This window comes from Brevibacillus sp. SAFN-007a (assembly GCF_051967035.1).
GTDB lineage: Bacteria > Bacillota > Bacilli > Brevibacillales > Brevibacillaceae > Brevibacillus.
Map to the genome: position 1 here is coordinate 80,347 of NZ_JBQCKK010000008.1, position 21,958 is coordinate 102,304.

The following is a 21,958-nucleotide window of genomic DNA, read 5'->3' on the forward strand; positions in this document are numbered from 1 at the left end:
TCACAAAAAGGAAGAGGCGATTGCGAGATTGCCTCTTTCTTTTTGTGGTGGCAAGGTTCGAAACAAAAAACAAGAGGAATGCAAGGGCCACCCTTTACATACAAAAAGGAGTGGGCATCGAGAGGACCACACCGAAGAGCTTCCGCCTACACCCGCGGCTTTTCTGGAGAGCGGCGTTTTTCGCTTGGCTGGGGGAGGTGCTTTCATCCAGGCCAAAGCTAGCAGAGGGTGACGGTAGTCCAGTAGAAGTGAATTTATTTTACGAATCAAATAAATCGGTGACGATCCTCATACATTTTTTTCAAGGGGGCCTAGCGCTTCGGGCAACTTTTTTCCTCATTTTCCAACATGTAACTGGGTCTTTGGAAGGAGATGAATCAGGGGGGGTGTCCTGAAAACAGGCGAAACAAAGGATTTTTCGAACAGTCCCGGCAAGGATCTTCTGGAAGAAATGTGTGTCGAATGGTTGAAGAAAAAATTACCACTTTCCTAATTGACAATAAGAATCATTATCAAATATTATGTATTTGCAACATTCATATAGTGAAAATGATGATTGCGTGACGACATCAAAAGGAGAAGGTGCTTGTAATGATTCCATCGAACCTGGAAGGAACTGGGGGAAGAAGCATGGCTTCTGATTCTATCGTTTCGTGCGTGGGGAACACCCCCCTGGTTAAGCTGAGCCGTCTGTTCGCGCAGCACGAGGTTGAAGTTTTTGCCAAGCTGGAGCTGATGAATCCCGGCGGAAGCATGAAGGATCGCCCGGCTCGCTACATTATCGAGCAAGGATTGCGAGACGGCACGATTCATAAAGGCACACATTTAATTGAGAGCACTTCCGGAAATCTCGGAATTGCCATCTCGATGATCGCGCGGGTTTACGGACTTGCGTTCACATGCGTCGTCGACCCGAAAATCACAAAGACGAACCTGACGATCATCAAGCAGCTCGGCGCCAACATTGAGATGGTGCAGGAGCCTGACGATCAGGGCGGTTATTTAAAAACGCGGATCAAACGTGTCAAAGAACTGGTGGCAACGATACCGAATGCCTACTGGATTAACCAATATGCGAATGAAAACAACTGGAAGGCGTACTACCACGGTACCGCAAGCGAAATCGTGGAACAGACCAACGGCAAGGTCGACTATCTGGTCATGGCCGTGAGTACGACGGGAAGCATCCTCGGAACTGCGCGCAGACTGCGGGAAGCGAATCCTCATTTGAAGGTAATCGCCGTGGATGCCGTCGGTTCGGTCATTTTCGGAGCGCCTCCAGCGCCGCGCGAACTGCCCGGCATCGGTTCCAGCCGCGTACCCGAGCTGTTCAAGCGGGAAGAAATCGACGACGTCATTTTTGTCGATGACCGAGAATCCGTGCGAGGTTGCCAGGAGCTGCTCGCCGCTGAAGGAATTTTTGCGGGAGGCTCGTCCGGTTCCGTCATCACGGCGATTCAAAAAATCATCTCCACGCTTCCGGCCGGTTCGCGCGTCGTGACGATTTTGCCAGATAGAGGCGAACGTTATCTCGACAGTGTGTATGACGAAACGTGGGTAGAAACACTCAAAAAACCAGCTGTAACGGTATAAAAAAAGGAGCGAACACATACGATGTCCAGCCAACCATCCATCCTGTATTTGTCCAAGTCCGATATTGCAAAATTGGGAGGAGATTCCTCCGATCTGTACGTGACCGCCGTAGCACGAGCGTTGGAACTGCATGCGAAGGGCGATTTTGTCCAGCCCCTGAAGCCGTACTTGCGTGTCAATGAAGCCAACGGTCATATTGCAGACCGGATTATCGCCATGCCGGCGTATGTCGGTGGCGAAGCGCCTGTCTCCGGACTCAAATGGATCGGCAGCAAGCACGACAACCCGAGCAAACGGGGACTGGAACGGGCCAGCGGATTAATCATCCTGAATGACCCGGTCAGCAACTATCCGATTGCCGTTATGGAAACAAGCCTGATTAGCGCAATGCGTACTGCTGCCGTGACGGTGATCGGAACGCGCTATCTCGCCAAAAAAGATTTCCAAACCGTGGCGTGCATGGGATGCGGCGTCATTGCCAGCACACAGCTTCGCTCCATGCTGGAGCAATTCCCGCAAATTTCGACGATCTATCTGTTTGACCTGAACAGCGACTCGGCTCGCCGATTGGCTGGCCAATTGCGCGAGAAAGCTCCATCCGTGGAAGTCGTGATTGCGACAAGCGCCGAGCAGGCGGTGCGCGCAGGGGAAGTCATCATCACGTGCACGGTGGTCGACAAGCCGTACATCCCATTTGAATGGCTGCAAAAAGGAGCGTTTGTCAGCAACATCTCGATCATGGATGTACATAAAGAGGTCTTCCTCCAGGCAGATAAAGTCGTAGTCGATGACTGGGATCAGTCAAACCGGGAGAAAAAAGTGATTAACCAGCTCGTTCTGGAAGGATCGTTTTCCCGCGAACAGCTGCATGCCGAGCTGGGAGAAATTGTGCTTGGGAAAAAACCGGGCCGTGAATCCGACGAGGAGATTATTCTCTTGAATCCAATGGGGATGGCTGTCGAGGATATCGCAAGCGCCTATGAAATCTACCAAAAAGCGGTTGCAGAAAACGTAGGTACCCGACTGCCTCTGTAAGGAGCGAGAGGAGAGAAGCTAGCGATGCAAACGGATTTGCAGGAAAAAGAGCAGCTGCTTTTGCAAAAAGCCGAGCAACTCGTTTTTTGCGACCTGATCAATGCGCTGTTGCAGGAAAATCTGGCCGGTTTGCTCGATCGGGCACGAATCGAGCGAACCTGGCCGGGTCCGTCCGCGCATGAATGCAGCGCGCTTACGGAAAACGAACAATATTTGCGTCTGCCGCTCGACCCACAGCGCAGTCTGGTCGTTCGCGTCAAAGCCGCATCGTTTATCCAGCCGTACAAAATAAGCAGGCTGCCTGTCGTATTGGTCGATCAACGGGAAAATCGCGTACAGGAGCTGGACCCGATCTCGTTCATGCAGCTGTTCGCCGATTCGCTTCCCGCGGCTGAGCGTGCGGCAAGCTTGCCCAATTTGCAAGACTTTCAAAATGAATTGAGAGATTCCATCCGGCATACGGCGCTGTCTATGGCCAGTCTGGAACACCGCGATTCCAGCCACGGCGACTCGGCTCTCTTGCAAGCGGAGCGCTTCTCCGCCATGCGGGATCGGCCCTTCCATCCGACGTCGCGGGCGAAAAGAGGCTGGAGCGACGAGGATTACCAAACATACAGCGCGGAGTACGGGAAGGTGTTCGGGCTGGATTGGCTCGCGGTTCGCCGCGACTACATCCAGGCAAGTACAGACCGAGCGATTGCAGACTTTGTGTTGGACGACAGAGAAAAAGCGAGCTTGCACCAGGCGGCACGAGAAGCCGGAATCGACGAACAGCGCTATGTGCTGATGCCGGTTCACCCTTGGCAAATGGACCACGTCCTGCCCGCTTTTTACCGCGAAGAACTGGAACAGCGCATCTGCGTGCCGGTCGTTCGGGGATTGGGCGCGTTTCGCCCGACCTCTTCCGTGCGGGCGATGATCCCTGCCGGCCGCGAACGCTATCACGTCAAGGTGCCGATCGGCATCTATTCCCTGGGGGCGCTGCGCCTGTTGCCTCCGCGCTATTTGTACAACGGAGCCAAGGGGCAGCAATTGCTGGAAAGCGTCATGGAAAAAGACGCCGAGCTGAAAAAACGGCTACGTCTGTGCGACGAAACGAACTGGTGGGGGTACTCGGACGCGGCGGCCGATCCGTTTGCGGATAAGCCCGGACATTTGGCGTGCCTGATTCGGGAATACCCTACAGAGCTGCTTCATGACGATGCCGTGCAGTTGATCCCGATGTCTGCCCTGGCTGTCGTCGATCCGCAGGGGAAAAACCCGGTGTTTGCCGCATGGCTGCGGGCGCGCTTCGGCGAAAATGCGGGAGTGGCAGAGGTTCTGCAACTGTTCCGAGAAATTGGCCACATGCTGATCGACACGTCGCTGCGCTTGTTCCGCTACGGAATCATGCCGGAAATTCACGGGCAAAACGTCATCCTGATCGTGCGCGATCAGCGGACATCAGGTCTTTTGCTGCGCGACCATGACACGATCCGGCTGCATCTGCCGTGGCTTGCGGCAGAAGGCTTGCAGGAGCCTGCGTACCGGATCAAGCCGGGAACGCCGAACAGTCTGATGAATGAGACGCCGGAACAACTGCTCTCCTATTTCCAAACACTCGGGGTGCAGGTCAACCTGTATGCCATTGTCGATGCGCTGATGACCACATATGGCATCGAGGAAGCCGACTTCTGGCGCGTAATCCGCGCAGTCGTGCGCGAATCGCTGCAAGAAGCAGGCTTGCCAGAGCCAGTGAAAGGCGTCTGGAGAGCACAAATGCTGGAGGCCGAAACGTGGCCGATCCGTCTTCTGTTGACGCCGCTTTTGAAGCGAACCGATTCTGGCGGAGGGAGCATGCCTGCCGGAGTAGGCAGCACAAGCAATCCGTTGAGGCAGCTCGAAGCAGACGATGAGTAGCGCGGTTTCCTTTGCCCGGAGCTTTCGTATCTTGTGGGCCGGACAATTTTTCTCGACGTGCAGCTTGACAATTATTGTCCCCTTGCTCCCCTTTTACATGGCGGAGCTGGGGGCAACCCTTCCCGAAGAAAACCGGATCTGGACGGGAGTGGCGCTCGCCGCTCCCGCGGTGACGATGTGCCTGTTTTCCCCGCTCTGGGGCCGATATGGCGATCAGGTAGGAAAAAAGTGGATGGTTGTGCGCGCATTAGTGGGTATTTCGATCAGTTTACTGTGGATGGGTCTGGCTAGTTCGCCGCTCGTGTTTGTGCTGGCGCGGCTCTTGCAAGGTGCTTTCGGCGGTGTCGTCGATGCAGCGGCTGCTTTTGCCGGGGCACAGGCGAGCGAAGGAACGAAAGGTCGCGCTTTGGGCAATCTGCAAAGCGCGACTGCCGCCGGGTCCCTTGCCGGGCCGCTCATCGGCGGACTGCTCTCCGACTGGTTCGGAATGGCGACGATTATCATGTGGAGCGCTCTTTTTACTGCGCTGTGCAGCATCGCGGCGGCATTGATCCTGCAAGAGCCGTCCCGTCATACGAATCAGGCGCGTCGCGAAAGTTTGCCGATTGCCCGTGCGTCCCTGGAAATCCTGCGTCATGCCCGGATCCGAAATATGCTCGTAGCCGGAATACTCGCCCAGTTTGGCGTGTACGGCCTGGTTGCGATTTTTGCTCCCCATGTGGAGGGAATCGTGGGAAGCGCGTATGCGGCTTCCTGGGTGGGAGTGCTGCAGGCCGTGACCTGGAGTGCGACCTTTTTGGCTGCCCCGTGGTGGGGACGGCTCAATGACAGGAGACGCATCGAGAAAAATGTGTGCCTGGCCTTGTTCGGCTGCGGCATCAGCATTGTTTTGCAAACATGGCCGACGGACGTTCTCTGGCTTTTGCCGCTTCGTGCGCTGCAAGGCTTTTGCTTCGCCGCGCTCATCCAGTCGATCTTTCTTGTGGTCACGCTGGAAACGGACGAGAACCACCGCGGCGTCTTTATCGGACTGGCCAACTCGACGCTGACCGTCGGCCAAATCATCGGTTCTTTGCTGGGGGCTGGATTCGGTGCCCTGCTCTCGCTGGAATGGGCGTTTGTGGCGATGGGGATAGCGTTTTTGAGTGCGGCTGGCTGGCTTGTGCTCGCCGGTTCCCGTTACCGGCTGGCCCATACCGCTCTACCTTATCATGCCAAAGAGGTGAAGAATGAGTGACACTAGACACCGTGACAAACAGACGTAATCACGCCGAGACGGCAGCCATCGAGCGTCTTTTCAATGCTTATCTGCGCGAATCGGGCGTATTTGACCCGACCGTGCGCAGAGAGGACGGTTCGCTCGCCGACTTGCCGCAGGAGATCGTCTCGCAACTGGAGGCGGAAGGACTGCCGATGCGCGTGAAGCTGCCTGCGACGGCAGTGGAAATTGTGGGCTCGCTCACCTATTTCTCGGCTTTTGGTCATCATCGGTACGGCCATTCGCTATGGCTGTTGCAAGAGGGAGGAGAGAAGATCACCTCCGTTGCTTCCGCGAGCGAGCTGGCGCAGGCATTGCTGAATGAGCTGGCAGAAGCCGCGACGATCCCTCTGCCGAAAAGCGAACTGGTCGAAACGCTGCTCTCGCAGGTGGAAAACTCCGTGCAAAAGACGAACACGTATGTGGCGTACAGCTTGCGGGAAGGGCGCTCTCTGATGCAGGTGCAGGGAATCGAACGGTTTTTTGCAGCGGAGCAGGCGATGGTGTACGGGCATCCGTTTCATCCCACACCGAAAAGCTCGCAAGGCTTTACGGCCGAGGACATGACTCAATACGCGCCGGAGCTGGGCGCTTCCTTTGCCCTGCACTATTTCGCTGGCGCTCCGGAGATTGTCCGGGAAGTCAGCTTGACGGACCAGTCGTCTGGCCAAGACTGGATTCCGGCGGCGGTGTGCGAAGCGGCCAAGAGCAAGCTGACGGCTGCGCAGCAACACTACCGCCTGCTGCCGTGCCACCCTTGGCAGGCAGCGCATGTAAAAACCTGGCCGATCGTGCAGAGTCTTTTGGAAAGCGGCTTGCTGGTCGATCTGGGACCACTCGGAGACAAGGTGTACCCGACTTCATCCGTGCGAACCGTATGGGACCCGAACCATTCCTATTTCTTCAAGCTGCCGTTGAACGTCCGGATTACGAATTTCATTCGGGTTAATCCGCTCGATCAACTGGAGCGAACCATGGATGCCAGCCGCGTCATTCAGAAACTCGCTCCCGTCGTGCAAGATGCGTCGTTTACGATCTTGCAGGAAGCAGGATACCGCACGATTGCTCCGCAAGCTGTGACGCCAGAAGAACGGGAGAAGCTGATCGAGAGCTTCGGGGCGATCTTCCGGGAAAATCCCGTCGTGCTTCCGCTGGATAAAGACGTGCCGATTGTCGTCGCCTCTGCGCTGGAAGAACCGCCTCATGCCGCATGCGCGCCGATCATGGACGCGGTGCGGGAGTCGGCGAAAAAACAGCCGCAGCTCTCGCTGGCAGAGTGGCTGGACAAGTGGCTCAGGCAATATCTCGACATTTCGCTTCTGCCGCTTTTGCGTCTGTTCGTGCGATACGGGGTCAGCATGGAGGCGCATGTGCAAAACTCGATGGTCGCTTTCCGCGATGGCTGGCCGGTTCATTTTTACGTGCGCGATCTGGAAGGCGTCAGCATCAGCAAAGAGCGTGCCCAAGCGCAAGACATGTTCGGCCAATGCCTGGATGAAAACAGTCCGGTTCTTTACCCGGAGGAGGAAGCGTGGAGCCGCTTCCACTATTACGTCATGGTCAATCACGTTGGACATCTGATTTCCACGTTGGCGCACGGCAGCTCCGTTCCTGAGGAGAAGCTGTGGGCAATCGTCGGCGACGTGATCCGCTCCGCCGACTTTTTCCAGGAGGCAAAAGCCATGCTTGAAGAGTTGCTGGAGACGGAAACGCTGCCAGCAAAAGCGAACTTTATCAGCAGCTTCCAGCGTCGCGGGGAAAGACCTCTCTATGTCCCTGTTCCCAATCCGCTGGCGCAATCGAGGAGGAAAGTATGAAGCAGATACAGGCACCACATGATTTTGCCAAGCAGGCGGCTATTGTCGATGCCGCGATTCAATCCGAGCAATACCTCCGGGTGCAGCGAAGAATGTTCCGTCAACTGCTCGAAGCGTTGATCTACGAGGGCGTGGTTCCGGCAGAAAGCGCGGAGGAAGGTCGCGAAACCGTATTCCGGATCGCGGGCCAGACAGAGGACGGTGAACCTGTCACCTACCTTTGCCGCGGTCAGCGCCGCTTGACCTTCGGGCGCATTCGCCTCTTTGATGCCCCGATCATGCGCGTGGTCGGCGAAGCGAGCGAAGAGGCCCAGTCGCTTGCCCAATTCTTGTTGGAAGTGCGGCACGCGATGGGGGCAGACGAAGCGCGTTTGACGGCGTTTATCAACGAGCTGGAGCACACGCAGCTCAAGGATACCCTGGCCCAGTACCAGCGCGAGTGGAAAGGCGAGTCTTTTTCTCTCCGCGATTACGACGCACTGGAAGGCGAGATCATGGATGGTCACCCGTACCATCCCAGCTATAAGTCGCGTATCGGGTTTGACTACGACGACAACTACCAGTATGGTCCCGAGTTCAAGCAGGAGCTGACCTTGCTTTGGCTCGCTGTAGAGAAACAGCACGCCCGCTTCGCGATCTCTGAGCAGCTGGAGTATCAGCGTCTGCTCCGGGAAGAGCTGGGAGAGCAGCAGGTTGCCGCGTTTTCCCAGGTCATTCGGGACAGAGGGCTTGAACCGCACCACTATTGGTTTGTCCCGGTTCATCCATGGCAGTGGAAGAACATCGTAACGACCGCCCAATTGGAGGATTTGCGCCACAACCGCCTGATTTTGCTTGGTCCGGGGCAGGACGCTTATCGGCCGCAGCAATCTATCCGTACGCTGGCTAATGTCAGTGCGCCGCGCAAAGCGTATGTGAAGCTCGCCATGAGCCTGATTAACACGTCTACGGGGCGGATTCTCGCTCCGCACACCGTCGCGAATGCGCCGGTTATCTCCGACTGGCTGCACCAGATCGTTCAGTCCGATGCATTTTTGCGGGAGGAAGCCCGTGTCGTGCTGCTGCGCGAAGTGATGGGGATTTCGTATGACGCCCCGCCGCATTCCGCGCTCGTGCAGGCGAAATCGTACGGCGTGCTCGGTTGCATCTGGCGGGAGAGCTTGCATCCCCATCTGGAACAAGGCGAGCAAGCGCTGCCTTTCAACGGACTTTGCTCGCTTGACCGCGACGGCCGTCCGCTGATCGCGCCATGGATCGAAAAATACGGAGCAGAGGCATGGCTGACCCGGCTGTTTGAAGCAAGCGTGCTGCCGATTGTACACATGCTCTACGCACACGGAATCGCCCTGGAATCGCACGCCCAAAACATGGTGCTGCTCCATCGGGAAGGCATGCCTGTGCGGGTCGCGCTCAAAGACTTTCACGACGGCATCCGTTTTTCCAAACAACATCTTTCGGCACCGGAACGCTGCCCGGATTTGCTGGGAACACCCGAGTACCATGCCCGCGTGAATCGCAACTCGTTTATTGAAACCGATGATCTCGCTGCGGTTCGCGACTTTATGCACGATGCCTTTTTCTTCATTAATATCGGAGAACTGGCTTTATTGATGGCAGATGCTTTCGGTTTTTCCGAAGAACGCTTCTGGGAGCTTGTGCGCCACGTGCTGAAAGCCTACCAAGCGCGTCATTCGCATCTGGCGGAGCGCTTCTCGCTTTTCGACTTGTTCGTGCCTGCAATCGAGGTCGAGCAATTGGCAAAACGCAGACTGTTCCCGGACACGGAGCTGCGCGTGCACCAGGTACCGAATCCTTTGGCCGACAGCAGGCCGTAGCGCTCACACGAAAAGGAGAAGAGAGGAATTGCTGAAGGAAAATTCACTCAAGCGCAAGTTGCGCGAAGGCAAAGCCGTGTACGGGCTGTTTTGCTCGATACCGGCTCCCGTCGTCGTCGAGATGATCGGCTGCGCCGAATACGATTTCGTCATTATTGACACCGAGCATGTCCTCGTCAATCCAGAAACGCTGGAAAATATGATCCGGGCCGCGGAAGCCGCGCAAATGACCCCTTTGGTGCGCGTGGCGGACGCCATGCCCGGCACCATCCTGCGGGCACTGGACAGCGGCGCGCAAGGAATCGTGGTGCCGCATGTCGAGAGCAGAGAGCAGGCCGAGCAGATCGTCCGCAACAGCCGCTACTATCCGCTTGGTACACGGAGTTTGAACAGCGGGCGGCCTGGCGCTTTTGGCAAGAACGACCTGGTCGCTTACATGAAAAGGGCAAATGAGGAGATCATGGTCGTCCCGATGATCGAGAGCAGAGCAGGTGTCGAGCGCATCGCGGAAATTGTGGAAGTGCCGGGCATTGACATGGTCCTGGAAGGAGCGGCGGACCTGTCCCAGTCGTACGGCAGACCGTGGGACACGCGCGGCGAGCTTGTCAAAACAGCCCTGCAATCCGTGCAGGCTGCCGCTCACAGCCGCGGCATCCCGTACTGCGCGATTCCGCGGGTGGCAGAGGACATGGATCGGTGGTACGAACAAGGCGTTCGCGCTTACGTGTTGGGCGATGAGCGGGGCATTGCGTTTCGCGCGCTGCGCCATCAGCTGGGCACGCTTCGCGACAGAGAGCAGGAACAGATGAAAAGGGAGAGAGGCAATGAGTCAGGTCATTGATTACATCAAACGGACAAAAAACGTGAGCGCCAAGCCTTTTTGCGCCTATCTCTACGATTTGGATCACTTGAGAAGCCATGTCGCGTCAAAGGTAGAGTCGTTGCCAGAGCCATTCCAGCTGTTCTACGCGATCAAGGCCAACTCCGAGCCAGAGATTTTGCGTGCGCTTTTGCCATACGTACGCGGATTCGAAGTCGCGTCGATCGGCGAGGTTTGCAAAGTACGGGCGGTTTCACCGGATGTTCCGATTTTGTTCGGCGGTCCGGGAAAGACAAACGAAGAGCTGGAAGGTGCCATTCAGCACCGCGTCAGCCTGATTCACGTCGAGAGTCTCAACGAACTGCGGCGCCTGGATTTCCTGGCGCGCAAACACGGCGTGGTGGTCCCGATTTTGCTTCGGGTCAACTTGCGCGGGCCGTTTCCTTCCGCGACGCTTGCCATGGCGGGGCGTCCGACACAGTTCGGGATTGACGAGTCGCTGGTACCGGAAGCCATCCGTCTGGCGCTGTCGCTGGATGGCGTGAAGCTGCAAGGGTTCCATTTTCACTCGTTGTCCAACAATCTGGACGCAAGCAAGCACATCGAGCTTGTCGCGTACTATTTGCAGATTGTGGCCAAGTGGCGCGACAGGTTTGATCTGGATATTTCGTACCTGAACGCTGGGGGCGGAATCGGGGTCAACTACGCGGACTTGGAGCAGCAGTTTGACTGGCCGTTATTTGTTCAGGGGCTGTCTTCCCTGTTGGACGGCACGACGCTTCCGGTCCGGCATGTCTTGTTCGAATGCGGCCGATACCTAACCGCCGCTTCCGGCTACTATGCGGCGGAAGTGCTGGATATCAAGGAGAATCACGGGAAGACCTATGCCATCATCCGCGGCGGGACCCATCAGTTCCGGCTCCCGTCCTCGTGGCAGCACAGCCATCCGTTTACCGTTATTCCCATAGAGAAATGGGAGTACCCGTACGAACGGGCCGGGCATGAAAATGGCCCGATTACTGTAGTCGGCCAGCTTTGCACGCCAAAAGATGTACTGGCAAGCGATGTGTTTGTACCCTCGTTGCGGGTAGGCGACATCATCTGCTTCCAGTACGCAGGGGCGTACGGGTGGGCGATTTCACACCACGATTTTCTCAGTCATCCGCACCCTGACCATATTTATGTGGAGCAAGCCGGCATTCTAGCTTGAGGAGGAAAAGAAGAGTGAACCATGTTTTGTCTTCCATCCAGGTCGTTGACAGCGATCGGGTCTGCCTGCACGAAAATCATGAGCCAAACCGATTGGATGAAACGTGCAAGTCGATCTCGCAACAAGGGATGCTGCTCCATCCGCCAGTAGCCAGGCGCATGCAGGACGGCAGATACCTGATTTTGGACGGTGCACACCGGACGGCAGCTTTGCAAAAAATCGGCTGCCGCCGGATTCCTGTGCAAGTCGTAACCGATGCCGATTACCAGTTGGAGGCATGGGCACATCTGGTTCCGCTCGGGCCATGGCTGAATGGGCTGAACCAGAACGATTCCTTTCTGTGGAAAGATGAGCATCAGGGGGAGCAGGAGACTGTCGCCACCGTTATCTATGCAGACGGCAAAGAAAGATATGTGACCGCCAGCCGCAAGGGGATCGGCAGCATGCCTATGCTGAAGCTCTGGCATCAGATTGTCCAATCGTACAGCAGCGCTTATCCCGTCAGACGAATTCCCCAAGGAATGAAGGTGCTGCCTGAAGAGGGAACGGTTTGTCTGCGTTATCGCCCCTACTCTATGGAAGAAATCGAAGAGGTCGTGAGACAAGGACATGTCATGCCAGCGGGCGTCACCCGCTTTTTAATCAGCGGAAGGCTGCTGAACTTGAAAATTCCGCTTTCGTTGCTGCTTCACGCAACCTTTGACGAGCAGGAGTGGAATGAATACGTGAAGCATTGGGCGGGTTCGCTGCGCTTGTATGCCGAGACGGTTTATTTGAACGAAAAAGAGTTTATGAAAGTGCCGCAGCAAATCTAGGCGCATCTGGGGAAAAATCCCCGAAGAGCCGTCTCTGTCAGCAGGCTTGCTCTCGCAAAAAGACACCAGTTTATCAAGGCTGGTGTCTTTTTCGTGCAAATCCCGTGCATGTTTTTCCCTGCTCTTTTGGTAAAATGAACAGAAGGCGACAAATCCGACCAAAAAAGGAGCAATGGGAAACGATGACCCACGCACATAGAGAGGCAGGCTGGCATTTTGACAACAGCTACGCCAATCTGCCTGATACGTTTTTCACCAGACTGAATCCTACCCCTGTCCGTTCACCGAAACTCGTCGTGTTCAACCGTCCGCTGGCTGCTTCCCTTGGCTTGCAAGCCGATGCGCTCGATGGCGAAGAAGGAGCGGAGATATTCGCAGGCAACCGGATTCCCCCTGGCGCCAAGCCGATTGCCCAGGCCTATGCCGGGCACCAGTTCGGGCAGTTCACCATGCTGGGGGACGGCCGGGCGCTGTTGATGGGCGAACACATTACCCCGCAAGGCGAGCGGTTTGATCTGCAATGGAAAGGCTCGGGCCGCACGCCGTACTCCCGTCGAGGCGACGGCCGGGCAGCGCTCGGGCCGATGCTGCGCGAGTACATCATCAGCGAAGCCATGCATGGGCTTGGCATTCCGACAACTCGCAGCCTGGCGGTGGTGACGACCGGAGAGACCGTGATCCGCGAAGACGATCTGCCCGGAGCGGTTCTCATGCGTGTCGCCTCCAGCCATTTGCGCGTGGGCACCTTCCAGTACGCAGCCCAATGGGGAAGCGACGAGGACCTGCGCTCACTCGCCGACTATACCTTGCAGAGACATTTTCCGCAAGCTGCCGACCAGGAGAACCGCTATGTGGCGCTGTTGCAGGAAGTAATCCGCCGACAGGCAGAGCTGGTCGCCAAATGGCAGCTCGTCGGGTTCATCCACGGGGTGATGAATACCGACAACATGTCCATTTGCGGCGAAACGATTGACTATGGCCCGTGCGCCTTTATGGATGTGTACGATCCGGCTACCGTCTTTTCTTCCATTGATTATCAGGGGCGCTACGCTTACGGCAACCAGCCGCAGATCGCCGTCTGGAACCTGGCGCGTTTGGCGGAAGCCTTGCTGCCGCTCGTGCATGACAACCAGGCCCAGGCGATTCAGCTGGCCCAGGAGGAGCTCTCCCGGTTTGGCGAGCTGTACTACCGGAATTGGCTGGCTGGCATGCGGGCCAAGCTCGGGCTGTTCGGCGAGGAAGCGGACGACGTGGCGCTGATGGAAGAACTGCTCGACTTGATGCAAAAGCATCGGGCGGACTATACGAACACCTTCCTCGCCTTGACGTTCGATCAGCAAAAGGACGAAGCGTTGTTTGCCGCGCCGGAGTTCGCCGTCTGGCAGGAAAAGTGGCAAGCCAGACAAAAGCGCCACGCTCCCTCCGACGATGCCGTCCGGGAACGGATGAAAGCGAGCAACCCGGCTCTGATCCCGCGCAATCACCGGGTGGAAGAGGCTTTGGAGGCAGCCGTGCGCAAGGGCGATTACAGCGTGCTGGAACGGTTGGTTGCCGCGCTTGCGAATCCGTATGCGCATTCGCCAGAGCAGGCCGAGTACGCCGCCCCGCCGCCAGACTCGTGCGGCCCGTACCGGACGTACTGCGGGACGTAATGCAGTCGCTTCATCCAGCCGCTTCGCTGCGAGTTTTCCGCTGTAGTCTATCGCCAGCCGCGGCGTTTTTCGCCTGCTTCCCCCACGAAAGCCGAGCGGATTGCTCTGCGGCGTTTCTGTTACCTGTGGGAAACGTTTCCACCGGGCAACAGAAACGCCGGAACGGAAATCCGGCACAGCGTAGACAGGCCCAGGTACCCAAACAGCGGGTACAAAAACATCAATAGCTGGCTGTAGCCAATCAGGCAGAGGAGAAAGGCCGCCGCAAACAGGCACAGATAGAGTCGGGATTCCGGCTGTTCGACCAGTTCGCGCAGCTGCTGGCCGATTCCGAACACGTTGGAGATGAGCGTGGTAAAAATTTCCGAGTAGAGGACGAATACGAAAAACAGTTGCAGCCATTCATTCCAGCGGTCGGTGATAAACAAGATCGGGATGTCCATGAAGCGCACGTCGTCCCAATTCGCCAGCATCGCCGTGTGGACGACGAGCAGCATAAAGCCGAGCACCACGCCCCCGATGACCGCTGCACGAAACAAGACGACTTTTTCGCGAATGGCATAGCCGATCGGAATCAGGACAGACTGGGCCATCGCCAGATTGAAGGAGACGTACAGGATCGTTTTCCAGACAAAGGTGTAGTCGGAAGGCTTGGCAAGCGGCAGTGGCGATTCGGCGCTGCCGTCCAGCAAAATGAGCAAGGCGAACAACAGCATCGACGGGACGACGAGCGCATTGACCAGCAAGAGCTGCTCCAGCCCTTTTCGCAAAAGGAGCAGCGCGAGCAAAACGGTGCAGGCCGTTCCCAGCAAATACGGGATGTGGAATTGCTCCTCCAGCACCGATCCGGCTCCCGCAAGCATCACGGTCGTGACGCCGAACAAGGTCAAAAAGACGAGCACGTTCATGATGCGGCCAAGCATCGGCCCGAACAGCTGTTGATTGAACGATTCGTAAGAGGGCGTGCGCAGCCGATGGGCCAGCAGCATCATCTTGTAGCCGAGCCAGACGAACAACGCCGTGGCCAGCAAAATGCCGACCGTGCCTGCATGACCATAAGAGGTGAAAAACGCGAGTATTTCCTGGCCGCTCGCAAAGCCTGCCCCGACCACTGTTCCGATGTAGGTTGCCGCGACCTGGATACTTTTTCCCCACAGCTTCATACGGTCTGTTCCTTTCCAAATGGGATGCTAGTACAAGTGTATGAGGCTTGGGCCAAAACAGACGAAAAAAAGGCGAGCGGTGTACAGAACCATTCGCCTTTTTTCTCGTAACGCCATTCTGAACGCTTACAGAAGGAACATGGCAACGATGGTCGTAACCAAAAGACCGATGGCGACGGGATACAGGTTGCGCCGCGCCAGCTCGAACGGATCGACGCCGCAGATCGCGGCTGCCGGAATCAGCGCCCACGGTATAATCGTTCCGCCGCCGACCCAGATGGCGGCAAGTTGACCGAGCGCCGTCAAGGTAGCGGCTCCGGCGCCCAGGGCAGTAGCGAACAGTTGCGCGAGCGAACCGGCCAGCGTAATGCCGGAGAAGCCCGAGCCGTCCAGCCCGGTGATGACGCCGACAGCCGCGACGGTCAGGGCGGCTACTTCTTTGCTGATCGGGATCGTGTGGGCCAGCGCCACGCCCAAGTCGTTGACGATCCCGTGCGAGCCAGAGGGAAGCACTTCGCCGAATACGTGGACAAAGCCGCTGTCGCCCATGTAGAAGAAGGCGGCAATCGGAATGACGGGGCCAAACACTTTAAACCCAAACTGAAAGCCGGAAATGAGATGGTTCGTCACTTGCTCCAGCCCTTTTTGCTTGTGGGCCAGCATCGTGGCGATCATCAGAATCAGAAGGGCGGTGCCGCCGACCAGCGCTGTTGCCTCTCCGCCGCGCAAATCAAAAGCAATCATCCCCGCGACGTCAAGCGCGAACAGGACGGGGACGAGAGCAGCCAAGAAACGGCGAACGCCCGCAGACAAAGGAACGCGCACCGCCGCAAAGCCGGAATCGCCAGCAGGCGAGCCGTTGGCGGACGGCGGGATATTTCCCAGCTTCATGTCTTTTTTCAAATACCAGAACGCGATCACGGTCGTGACCAGCCCCATGACGACGACGAGCGGAACACTGGCGGAGATCACTTCCTCTACGGGAAGGCCCGCCGCTTTGGCTGTCAACGTCGGCGCTCCTTGAATGACGAAGTCGCCGGAGAGCGCGATTCCGTGTCCGAACAGGTTCATCGCAATCGCCACGCCCATGGCCGGCAAGCCTGCCCGCAAAGCGACAGGCAGCATGACCGCGCCGATGAGCGCAACCGCGGGCGACGGCCAGAAAAACCAGGAAATGACCATCATCACAAGGCCGATCACCCAGTAGGCGAATGTGGCGTTGCGGATCAGATGCGTCATCGGCCGGATCATCGTCTCGTTGACGCCGGTATCGGTCAGTACATGACTCATCGCCACGATAATACAGATAACCAAAATCGTCGGCAACAGCTCGGTGATCGCGTACAGAAAGCTGCCGAAAATCCCGCCGATTGCCGTCGTCACAGACCCGGTCGCAACCAGTCCAAGCAGGGCGATTCCGACAATGCTAATCAGGCTGGTGTCCCTGCGCAACACCATCAAAAGAATGATGCCAACGACGAACAATACATACACGCCATGCAACCAGGCCAACTCCATGCCCATACGGTACCTCCTCTCGTTTTTTTCGTTTGCCACACCATATGCGAGAGCAAATCCATGGGTGAAGGCACAGATGGCGCGGAACCGGCTGGCGAAACTGGCATTTTGCTCCACAATATGCCACTATTAAATGAAAGCAGGAGGCAAGACAAAAAATCAGGGTCCTGATGACTTGGGTACCAGGCAAGAGAGGGGGAACGGCGCCCTTCGTTTCCGCGGGAGACGGGCGCCAGACGATGATGAATACGACTGCACCAATCCAGCGAAAAATGGACCAGGCGATCGAATTGTTGGAGCGCCGCTTTTTGGAACGGAGCGAATTGATCCGCCTGTTGATGCTCGGGATGATGAGCGGGGAAAATGCCCTGTTGATCGGTCCGCCGGGAACGGCCAAATCGCAGCTTGCCCGCTCGGTCGCGCAGCTGTTCGGCGTCGAACATTGGTTTGAATATTTGCTGACCCGGTTTACGACGCCGGATGAAATCTTTGGTCCCGTGTCGCTTCAACAGCTGAAGCTCGACAACTACGTGCGGAAAACAGCAGGCTATTTGCCGCAAGCGCAATTTGCCTTCCTCGACGAAATTTTCAAGGCGAACAGCGCGATTCTGAATGCCTTGCTTTCGATTTTGAACGAGCGGCTTTATTTTAACGGCAAAGAAAAAGAAACAGTCCCGCTGCAATTTTTGATCGCGGCGTCCAACGAGCTGCCGGAGGACGACGAGCAGCTGACGGCCTTATACGACCGCTTTTTGTTCCGCTATGAAGTCCAGTACTTGCAACAGGCGGCTAGCTACGAACGAATGTTCTCGCTACCGACGAATCCGCTTCCGGTCGTCTTCTCCCTGTACGATATCCAGGACATCCAGGCGGCGGCGAAGCAAGTGACGATTCCGGAGGCGTTAATTTACTTCCTGTACCGGATCAAGCAAGACATGGAGGAAAAGGAATACGTGCTGTCCGACCGCCGCTGGAGCAAGATCGCCAGCGTATGGCGAACGTCTGCCGCCCTGCATGGACGCGAGCAGGTCACGATCTGGGATACGGTTTTTACCCCGCACATGCTCTGGGATGTACCGGAAGACTTGACAGTCATGCGCGAGCTGTTCGAGCGCCAGTTTACGGAGATGCTCAAGGTTGAGCTGGAAAACGAACTACCTCTCCGGCGGATGCAGCAAATGGCAGAGAAATGGAAGGAAAAAGAAGCGGAGCTGCATGCTTTCCAATTCAAAAAGGAAGTCGGGGCCAAGCTGGGAAAAGAAGCGATCGAACGAAGCGGACAATTGCTGGAAGCTTGCCGCACGGAGCTGGAAGAGACGGCGCGGGATTTGCGCAATCGCCTGGTGCAGTGGGAAAAGCGCGAGCATGACCTGGGCGCGTACGTGCTGGAAAAAAATCGTTTGATTCACAACGTCGAGAAGTACACCGTCAAATATGCGTATTTGCGGATCGAGGGCGAGCGGATTTTGCAGCAATTGCAAAAAACGTACCGAACCATTTTCGACAAAGAGATCGCCGGGGCAGACTACGACTTTACGTTATAGGAGGAAGCGACGATGATGATTCGTGCCAGCGGGGTCGAGCGCTACCTGTTTGAAACGTATCTCGCTTCTTCGCGCACGGCCCAGGAATGGGTGCAGGAGGCAGCGTCCCGGGCCGAGTGGTTCACTCACGAGCTGCTCGTCGACTTTTTTCTTGTCTTTTATGTGGAAAAGCCGGAGATCGACATGACGCAGGAAGCCACTCCGTTTCATCACTGGATGATTCGCACGCTGATGAAGCAGCACTTCACGCGGATGATTCACCCCCGGACAGTCGGCCAGGAGAGCGCGGCCTTCAAGACGGCGATCAAGGCGCTTCTGTGGCTTACGGCGACATTCGCGGAGGAAGTGAAAAAGCGGCAAAGGGATCGCCGTCTCTCGCCGCTTCTTGCGGGCCTGCGGGAACAGTACGGGCAAGAAGGGACGAAAGAGGCTCAACTGGCCGAGTTGCTCACCGAAAAGCAAAAAGCGAAGCTGGAGCTGGTCGGCTATACGCTGCAGCAAGGCAAGCGGGTGGTGGAGGACAAGCAGGAGGCGCTCGACACGAAGCCGCTTGTGCGTGCGGAAATCGCCATGCTGCAAACGAAGATCCGGCAGCTGCGCGACGAAATGAGCGTGCAGTTTACGAAGCGGACGAAACTATTGCAAAAGATCAAGAAGCTCGAAGAAGAGCTGGCCCAGCGGGAAAAGCAGCTCGATCGTTTGCAAAAGCAGGAAAAAGAAGCGATAGACGCGTGGGAAAAAGAGCAGGGGCAATGGCTGGAGCAGTCGTTGAAGGGGACGCTTTCCGCCGAAGAGGTCGATACATTGTTCGTAGAGCAAGTGTTGACCGCAAGCCAGCGCTTTGCCAACCGCAGTTGGGGACACGACTTGGGCAAGCTGCGTCGGCAAAGCTTCGAGCAGTATGTGAAATGGGTGGAAAAATTGAAGCGCCACCCCGATCTGGTAGCGTTTCTGGACGAGGTTGGCCGTCAGGTGCATCGCTTTCGCGTGCGGCGCAAAGAGATTCGCTCCCGCCAGTTGCCGGAGGAATACTACGATTTGCGGCAGTCGGGCGATATCGCGCACATGCTGCCGGGCGAGGCCGCGCTGCTCGCCGATCCGGATTACGAGCCTTTCTTCATGCGCAAATGGCTGGAGCAAAAGCTGATGACGTACGATACGTCCGGCTGGGTGGAAGAACCGCCCAAAGGACCGGTCATTTGCATGCTCGACACTTCGCATTCCATGCGCGGGGCGAAGCTTACGCTGGCGCAAATTTTTCTCATGACGTTCGCGGCGCTGGCGATGCTCGAAAAGCGCGATTTCGTGCTGATTCTGTTCGGAGCAAAAGGAGAGTTGAGAGAACAGCCGCTGTACCATCGAAAGCCGGACTGGAGCGCGTTTTACAGTTTGGCGCAAATGGCGTTTGGCGGCGGAACGCATTTTGATGCGCCGATGAAGCGGGCGATGGAGCTGGTCGAGACGCAAAAAACGTGGCAAGCTGCCGATCTGGTCATGGTGACGGACGGCGTGGGCGGCATTTCCCCGTACGTACAGGACAAGCTGGCAGCCCTCGGCCAAAAGAAACAAGTCCGCCTGCACAGTCTGATCGTCGGCTCGGCCCGGCAGCATCTCGTGCAAACGTACGACTTGCTTGGCGTCTCCCACCGCGTGCGCTTTGCGACAAGCTGGGAAACGGAAGGGACGGAAAACACGGGGCTTTTGCTCGACGTCTTTGGCGCCCGGGCCGCGCACCAGTCACCAACGAAAAAGCGTGCCACGCGCGCCTTGCGTTGACTGGGTTCCCAACAGCAAAAGAAAGAGGCTATCCCGAGGGAGGGATAGCCTTCTGTTGTTTCTCCGCTATGCTGAGCGGAATGGGACCTGGCACGATGCGTCAGCCCACTCTTGTCGCCAGACTGCGACCAAATTCGAGCTCTTCAAATTTGTTCAAAACCGTGTCCGGATCGTACGACCACACGGCTTCCTCCAAGGAAAACGCCACCGGCACATCGCGAATAATAGTCGCCAGCTTTTGGCTCAAATACACCTGGTCTCGGTGCTCTTCCAGCTTGCTGCGCAGCCTGGGCGTACAGTGCGGCAAATTGTCGTACAGGTTGTCCAGATTGCCGTGCTCGGTAATCAGCTTGACCGCCGTTTTTTCCCCGATGCCCGGGCAGCCTGGGATACAGTCTGACGTGTCTCCCATGAGCGCTTTGACGTCTACGACCTGTTCCGGAGCGATGCCGCGCAAAGCGCGCAGGCTCAGCGGGTCGTAATGCTCGTGCTTGCCGCCGTTTTTCAAGATTTTGACGCTGACGTTTTCATCGACCAGCTGCAAGCTGTCGTAGTCGCCCGTCGCGATGACGATCTCGTGTCCTTCCGCCGCCAGCCGCGTGGAGATCGTCCCCAAAACGTCGTCGCCTTCGTACCCCGGGCAGCCGAGATTCGGCACGGAAAAGGCCGCGGTGATTTCCTTGACTAGATCGAACTGCGGAATCAGCTCGTCCGGCGGCGCCGTACGGTTGGATTTGTAGCCGTCAAACCACTGGCTGCGCACAAGCGACTCGCGCGATGCGACGTCCCAGCCGACCATCAGATGGGTCGGGCGGACCAGCTCGGCGTAATCCAGCATCATTTTCGTAAACCCGTAGACGGCATTCGTGTAGATGCCTGTGGACGTTTGCCGATAAGCGCCGCCCCAGGCAGACCCGTAAAAGGCGCGGAATAAAAAGCTCATGCCGTCGATGAGCAGTACTTTTCCTGTTTGATTCACCAGTCGTGACCTCTTTTCGCTCCAAACTATACGCCTCATTATAGCATAAAGCGGGGGGAGAGCTTTGTCATATTTTACATCCGGCGGACGTGTATGGTCTTTTGATCTCGTGGGATGATAGTAGCACAAGAGGTTGAACAACCGCCTCTTGGACCTCACCATCACCTTCCGGTCTCAGCCGGTGAGAGGCGAGCAAGCCGACGGTTCAACTCCGTCCCGGGAGAAAAAAACGCGTCAGGAGGAATCAATCATGGCTTACAACAACGGAAGCAGCAACAACCTGGTAGTTCCTCAAGCGAACCAAGCTCTGGATCAACTGAAGTATGAGATTGCATCTGAATTCGGTGTGAATCTCGGACCAGACACAACTTCCCGCCAAAACGGATCGGTTGGTGGCGAAATCACGAAGCGTCTGGTAAGCTTCGCTGAGCAACAAATGGCTGGCCGCTAAGCAAAAGCTGTAGACAAGTAAATAGCTGGATGAAGAAAGGTCCCTCCCAAGGGGCCTTTCTTGTTTTGGCTGGCCGCCCTTTCTTTTCGACAGGGTGCAAACACACAAGCACATTCGCGGACTAGTCATATGGTGTAACGAACAGCTCTCGATTCTTGTTGTACACGCGAAAGGAGTGACATTTCGACGATGAAGAAAAAAGAAGTGAAAAGGCTTCTCAAGGAACATCCCGAATTCGAAGCGTGGGTCGTGGAAGACTCCATGCGCGTCCGGGCCGTCCGGAGCAATCCCGCCATGGCGGAAGAATTGTTCAAGCGTTGGAATGACCGCAAAAGAGGGCGCCTCGATTTTGACAACATCTCGCAAAAAACAAAACGAGCCAGCGAAATGCTGACCGGTGTGCAGTCGATCATGGACATGATGGCCGATTACACGAAAAAGCTGTAGGTATCGCGTGGATTGGAGAAGGCTAGTCGGATAGCCTTCTTTTTCTTTTTCCTTTCATAGCCTGTTTTGTTATACTAGAAAATGGGAGGGAACATGTCTATGTTTCCATCGATGGTCAGTTTGATAACGGTCGTTGCCTTGACGCT

At 56.6% G+C, this 21,958-nt stretch carries 17 protein-coding genes; 14 read left to right on the forward strand and 3 right to left on the reverse strand.

The genetic code is table 11. The annotated features are described in order from the left end of the window. Window positions 1-630 precede the first annotated feature (630 nt). The 10 genes from sbnA (at window position 631) to ACTHO6_RS11485 (ending at window position 13,934) form a co-directional block, all read left to right on the forward strand. Window positions 631-1,593 carry a 2,3-diaminopropionate biosynthesis protein SbnA gene (sbnA, locus tag ACTHO6_RS11440; RefSeq protein ID WP_440241677.1) on the forward strand — a complete coding sequence of 321 codons (963 nt, stop codon included), beginning with the start codon at window positions 631-633 and terminating at the stop codon, window positions 1,591-1,593. Between the two features lie 21 nt (window positions 1,594-1,614). Next, entirely contained in the window at window positions 1,615-2,628 is a 1,014-nt protein-coding gene (sbnB, locus tag ACTHO6_RS11445; RefSeq protein WP_440241678.1) for a 2,3-diaminopropionate biosynthesis protein SbnB, read from the forward strand. A 24-nt stretch (window positions 2,629-2,652) separates the two neighbouring features. Continuing rightward, window positions 2,653-4,527: an IucA/IucC family protein gene (locus tag ACTHO6_RS11450; RefSeq protein WP_440241679.1), complete on the forward strand. Its 1,875-nt coding sequence runs from the start codon at window positions 2,653-2,655 to the stop codon at window positions 4,525-4,527. 31 nt (window positions 4,528-4,558) lie between these two features. Continuing rightward, window positions 4,559-5,764, forward strand: coding sequence for an MFS transporter (locus ACTHO6_RS11455; RefSeq protein WP_440241680.1), 1,206 nt, complete (start codon window positions 4,559-4,561; stop codon window positions 5,762-5,764). Then, window positions 5,761-7,602, forward strand: coding sequence for an IucA/IucC family protein (locus tag ACTHO6_RS11460; protein ID WP_440241681.1), 1,842 nt, complete (start codon window positions 5,761-5,763; stop codon window positions 7,600-7,602). Before ACTHO6_RS11455 ends, ACTHO6_RS11460 begins: the two co-directional genes overlap by 4 nt. Beyond that, entirely contained in the window at window positions 7,599-9,437 is a 1,839-nt protein-coding gene (locus ACTHO6_RS11465; RefSeq protein ID WP_440241682.1) for an IucA/IucC family protein, read from the forward strand. The genes ACTHO6_RS11460 and ACTHO6_RS11465 overlap by 4 nt, the downstream gene beginning before the upstream one ends. 28 nt (window positions 9,438-9,465) lie before the next feature. Beyond that, window positions 9,466-10,278 (forward strand): HpcH/HpaI aldolase family protein, encoded by an 813-nt coding sequence (locus tag ACTHO6_RS11470; protein WP_440241683.1) that lies wholly within the window; start codon window positions 9,466-9,468, stop codon window positions 10,276-10,278. Continuing rightward, complete coding sequence (locus ACTHO6_RS11475) at window positions 10,262-11,467, forward strand: type III PLP-dependent enzyme (protein WP_440241684.1); 1,206 nt, start codon at window positions 10,262-10,264, stop codon at window positions 11,465-11,467. Before ACTHO6_RS11470 ends, ACTHO6_RS11475 begins: the two co-directional genes overlap by 17 nt. A gap of 14 nt (window positions 11,468-11,481) precedes the next feature. Further along, on the forward strand, window positions 11,482-12,282 hold the full coding sequence (locus ACTHO6_RS11480; protein ID WP_440241685.1) for a ParB N-terminal domain-containing protein: 801 nt from the start codon (window positions 11,482-11,484) through the stop codon (window positions 12,280-12,282). 182 nt (window positions 12,283-12,464) lie between these two features. Then, window positions 12,465-13,934 (forward strand): protein adenylyltransferase SelO, encoded by a 1,470-nt coding sequence (locus ACTHO6_RS11485; protein ID WP_440241686.1) that lies wholly within the window; start codon window positions 12,465-12,467, stop codon window positions 13,932-13,934. A gap of 119 nt (window positions 13,935-14,053) precedes the next feature. Here the strand turns inward: ACTHO6_RS11485 and ACTHO6_RS11490 are convergent, their stop codons facing one another. Both ACTHO6_RS11490 and ACTHO6_RS11495 read right to left on the reverse strand, forming a co-directional pair. Then, on the reverse strand, window positions 14,054-15,097 hold the full coding sequence (locus ACTHO6_RS11490) for a YkvI family membrane protein (RefSeq protein ID WP_440241687.1): 1,044 nt from the start codon (window positions 15,095-15,097) through the stop codon (window positions 14,054-14,056). 126 nt (window positions 15,098-15,223) lie between these two features. Continuing rightward, entirely contained in the window at window positions 15,224-16,621 is a 1,398-nt protein-coding gene (locus ACTHO6_RS11495) for a hypothetical protein (RefSeq protein WP_440241688.1), read from the reverse strand. A gap of 236 nt (window positions 16,622-16,857) precedes the next feature. On the opposite strand from ACTHO6_RS11495, the gene ACTHO6_RS11500 reads away from it, so the two are divergent. Continuing rightward, entirely contained in the window at window positions 16,858-18,159 is a 1,302-nt protein-coding gene (locus ACTHO6_RS11500; RefSeq protein WP_440241728.1) for an AAA family ATPase, read from the forward strand. 12 nt (window positions 18,160-18,171) lie between these two features. Next, on the forward strand, window positions 18,172-19,935 hold the full coding sequence (locus ACTHO6_RS11505) for a VWA domain-containing protein (RefSeq protein ID WP_440241689.1): 1,764 nt from the start codon (window positions 18,172-18,174) through the stop codon (window positions 19,933-19,935). A gap of 100 nt (window positions 19,936-20,035) precedes the next feature. On the opposite strand, the gene ACTHO6_RS11510 is transcribed toward ACTHO6_RS11505, so the two are convergent. After that, window positions 20,036-20,914 (reverse strand): 5'-3' exonuclease, encoded by an 879-nt coding sequence (locus tag ACTHO6_RS11510; RefSeq protein WP_440241690.1) that lies wholly within the window; start codon window positions 20,912-20,914, stop codon window positions 20,036-20,038. A gap of 250 nt (window positions 20,915-21,164) precedes the next feature. Here ACTHO6_RS11510 and ACTHO6_RS11515 point away from each other — a divergent pair, with 250 nt between their 5' ends. Both ACTHO6_RS11515 and ACTHO6_RS11520 read left to right on the forward strand, forming a co-directional pair. Next, on the forward strand, window positions 21,165-21,365 hold the full coding sequence (locus ACTHO6_RS11515) for a small, acid-soluble spore protein, alpha/beta type (RefSeq protein ID WP_440241691.1): 201 nt from the start codon (window positions 21,165-21,167) through the stop codon (window positions 21,363-21,365). A gap of 189 nt (window positions 21,366-21,554) precedes the next feature. Further along, entirely contained in the window at window positions 21,555-21,812 is a 258-nt protein-coding gene (locus ACTHO6_RS11520) for a hypothetical protein (protein WP_440241692.1), read from the forward strand. Window positions 21,813-21,958 lie beyond the last annotated feature (146 nt).

What these genes read in the sequence shown, in the direction of transcription:
- sbnA (WP_440241677.1), top strand. Translation starts at nt 631, where the DNA reads ATGGCTTCTGATTCTATCGTTTCGTGCGTGGGGAACACCCCCCTGGTT.
- sbnB (WP_440241678.1), top strand. Translation starts at nt 1,615, where the DNA reads ATGTCCAGCCAACCATCCATCCTGTATTTGTCCAAGTCCGATATTGCA.
- ACTHO6_RS11450 (WP_440241679.1), top strand. Translation starts at nt 2,653, where the DNA reads ATGCAAACGGATTTGCAGGAAAAAGAGCAGCTGCTTTTGCAAAAAGCC.
- ACTHO6_RS11465 (WP_440241682.1), top strand. Translation starts at nt 7,599, where the DNA reads ATGAAGCAGATACAGGCACCACATGATTTTGCCAAGCAGGCGGCTATT.
- ACTHO6_RS11475 (WP_440241684.1), top strand. Translation starts at nt 10,262, where the DNA reads ATGAGTCAGGTCATTGATTACATCAAACGGACAAAAAACGTGAGCGCC.
- ACTHO6_RS11485 (WP_440241686.1), top strand. Translation starts at nt 12,465, where the DNA reads ATGACCCACGCACATAGAGAGGCAGGCTGGCATTTTGACAACAGCTAC.
- ACTHO6_RS11490 (WP_440241687.1), bottom strand. Translation starts at nt 15,097, where the DNA reads ATGAAGCTGTGGGGAAAAAGTATCCAGGTCGCGGCAACCTACATCGGA.
- ACTHO6_RS11495 (WP_440241688.1), bottom strand. Translation starts at nt 16,621, where the DNA reads ATGGGCATGGAGTTGGCCTGGTTGCATGGCGTGTATGTATTGTTCGTC.
- ACTHO6_RS11500 (WP_440241728.1), top strand. Translation starts at nt 16,858, where the DNA reads ATGAATACGACTGCACCAATCCAGCGAAAAATGGACCAGGCGATCGAA.
- ACTHO6_RS11505 (WP_440241689.1), top strand. Translation starts at nt 18,172, where the DNA reads ATGATGATTCGTGCCAGCGGGGTCGAGCGCTACCTGTTTGAAACGTAT.
- ACTHO6_RS11515 (WP_440241691.1), top strand. Translation starts at nt 21,165, where the DNA reads ATGGCTTACAACAACGGAAGCAGCAACAACCTGGTAGTTCCTCAAGCG.
- ACTHO6_RS11520 (WP_440241692.1), top strand. Translation starts at nt 21,555, where the DNA reads ATGAAGAAAAAAGAAGTGAAAAGGCTTCTCAAGGAACATCCCGAATTC.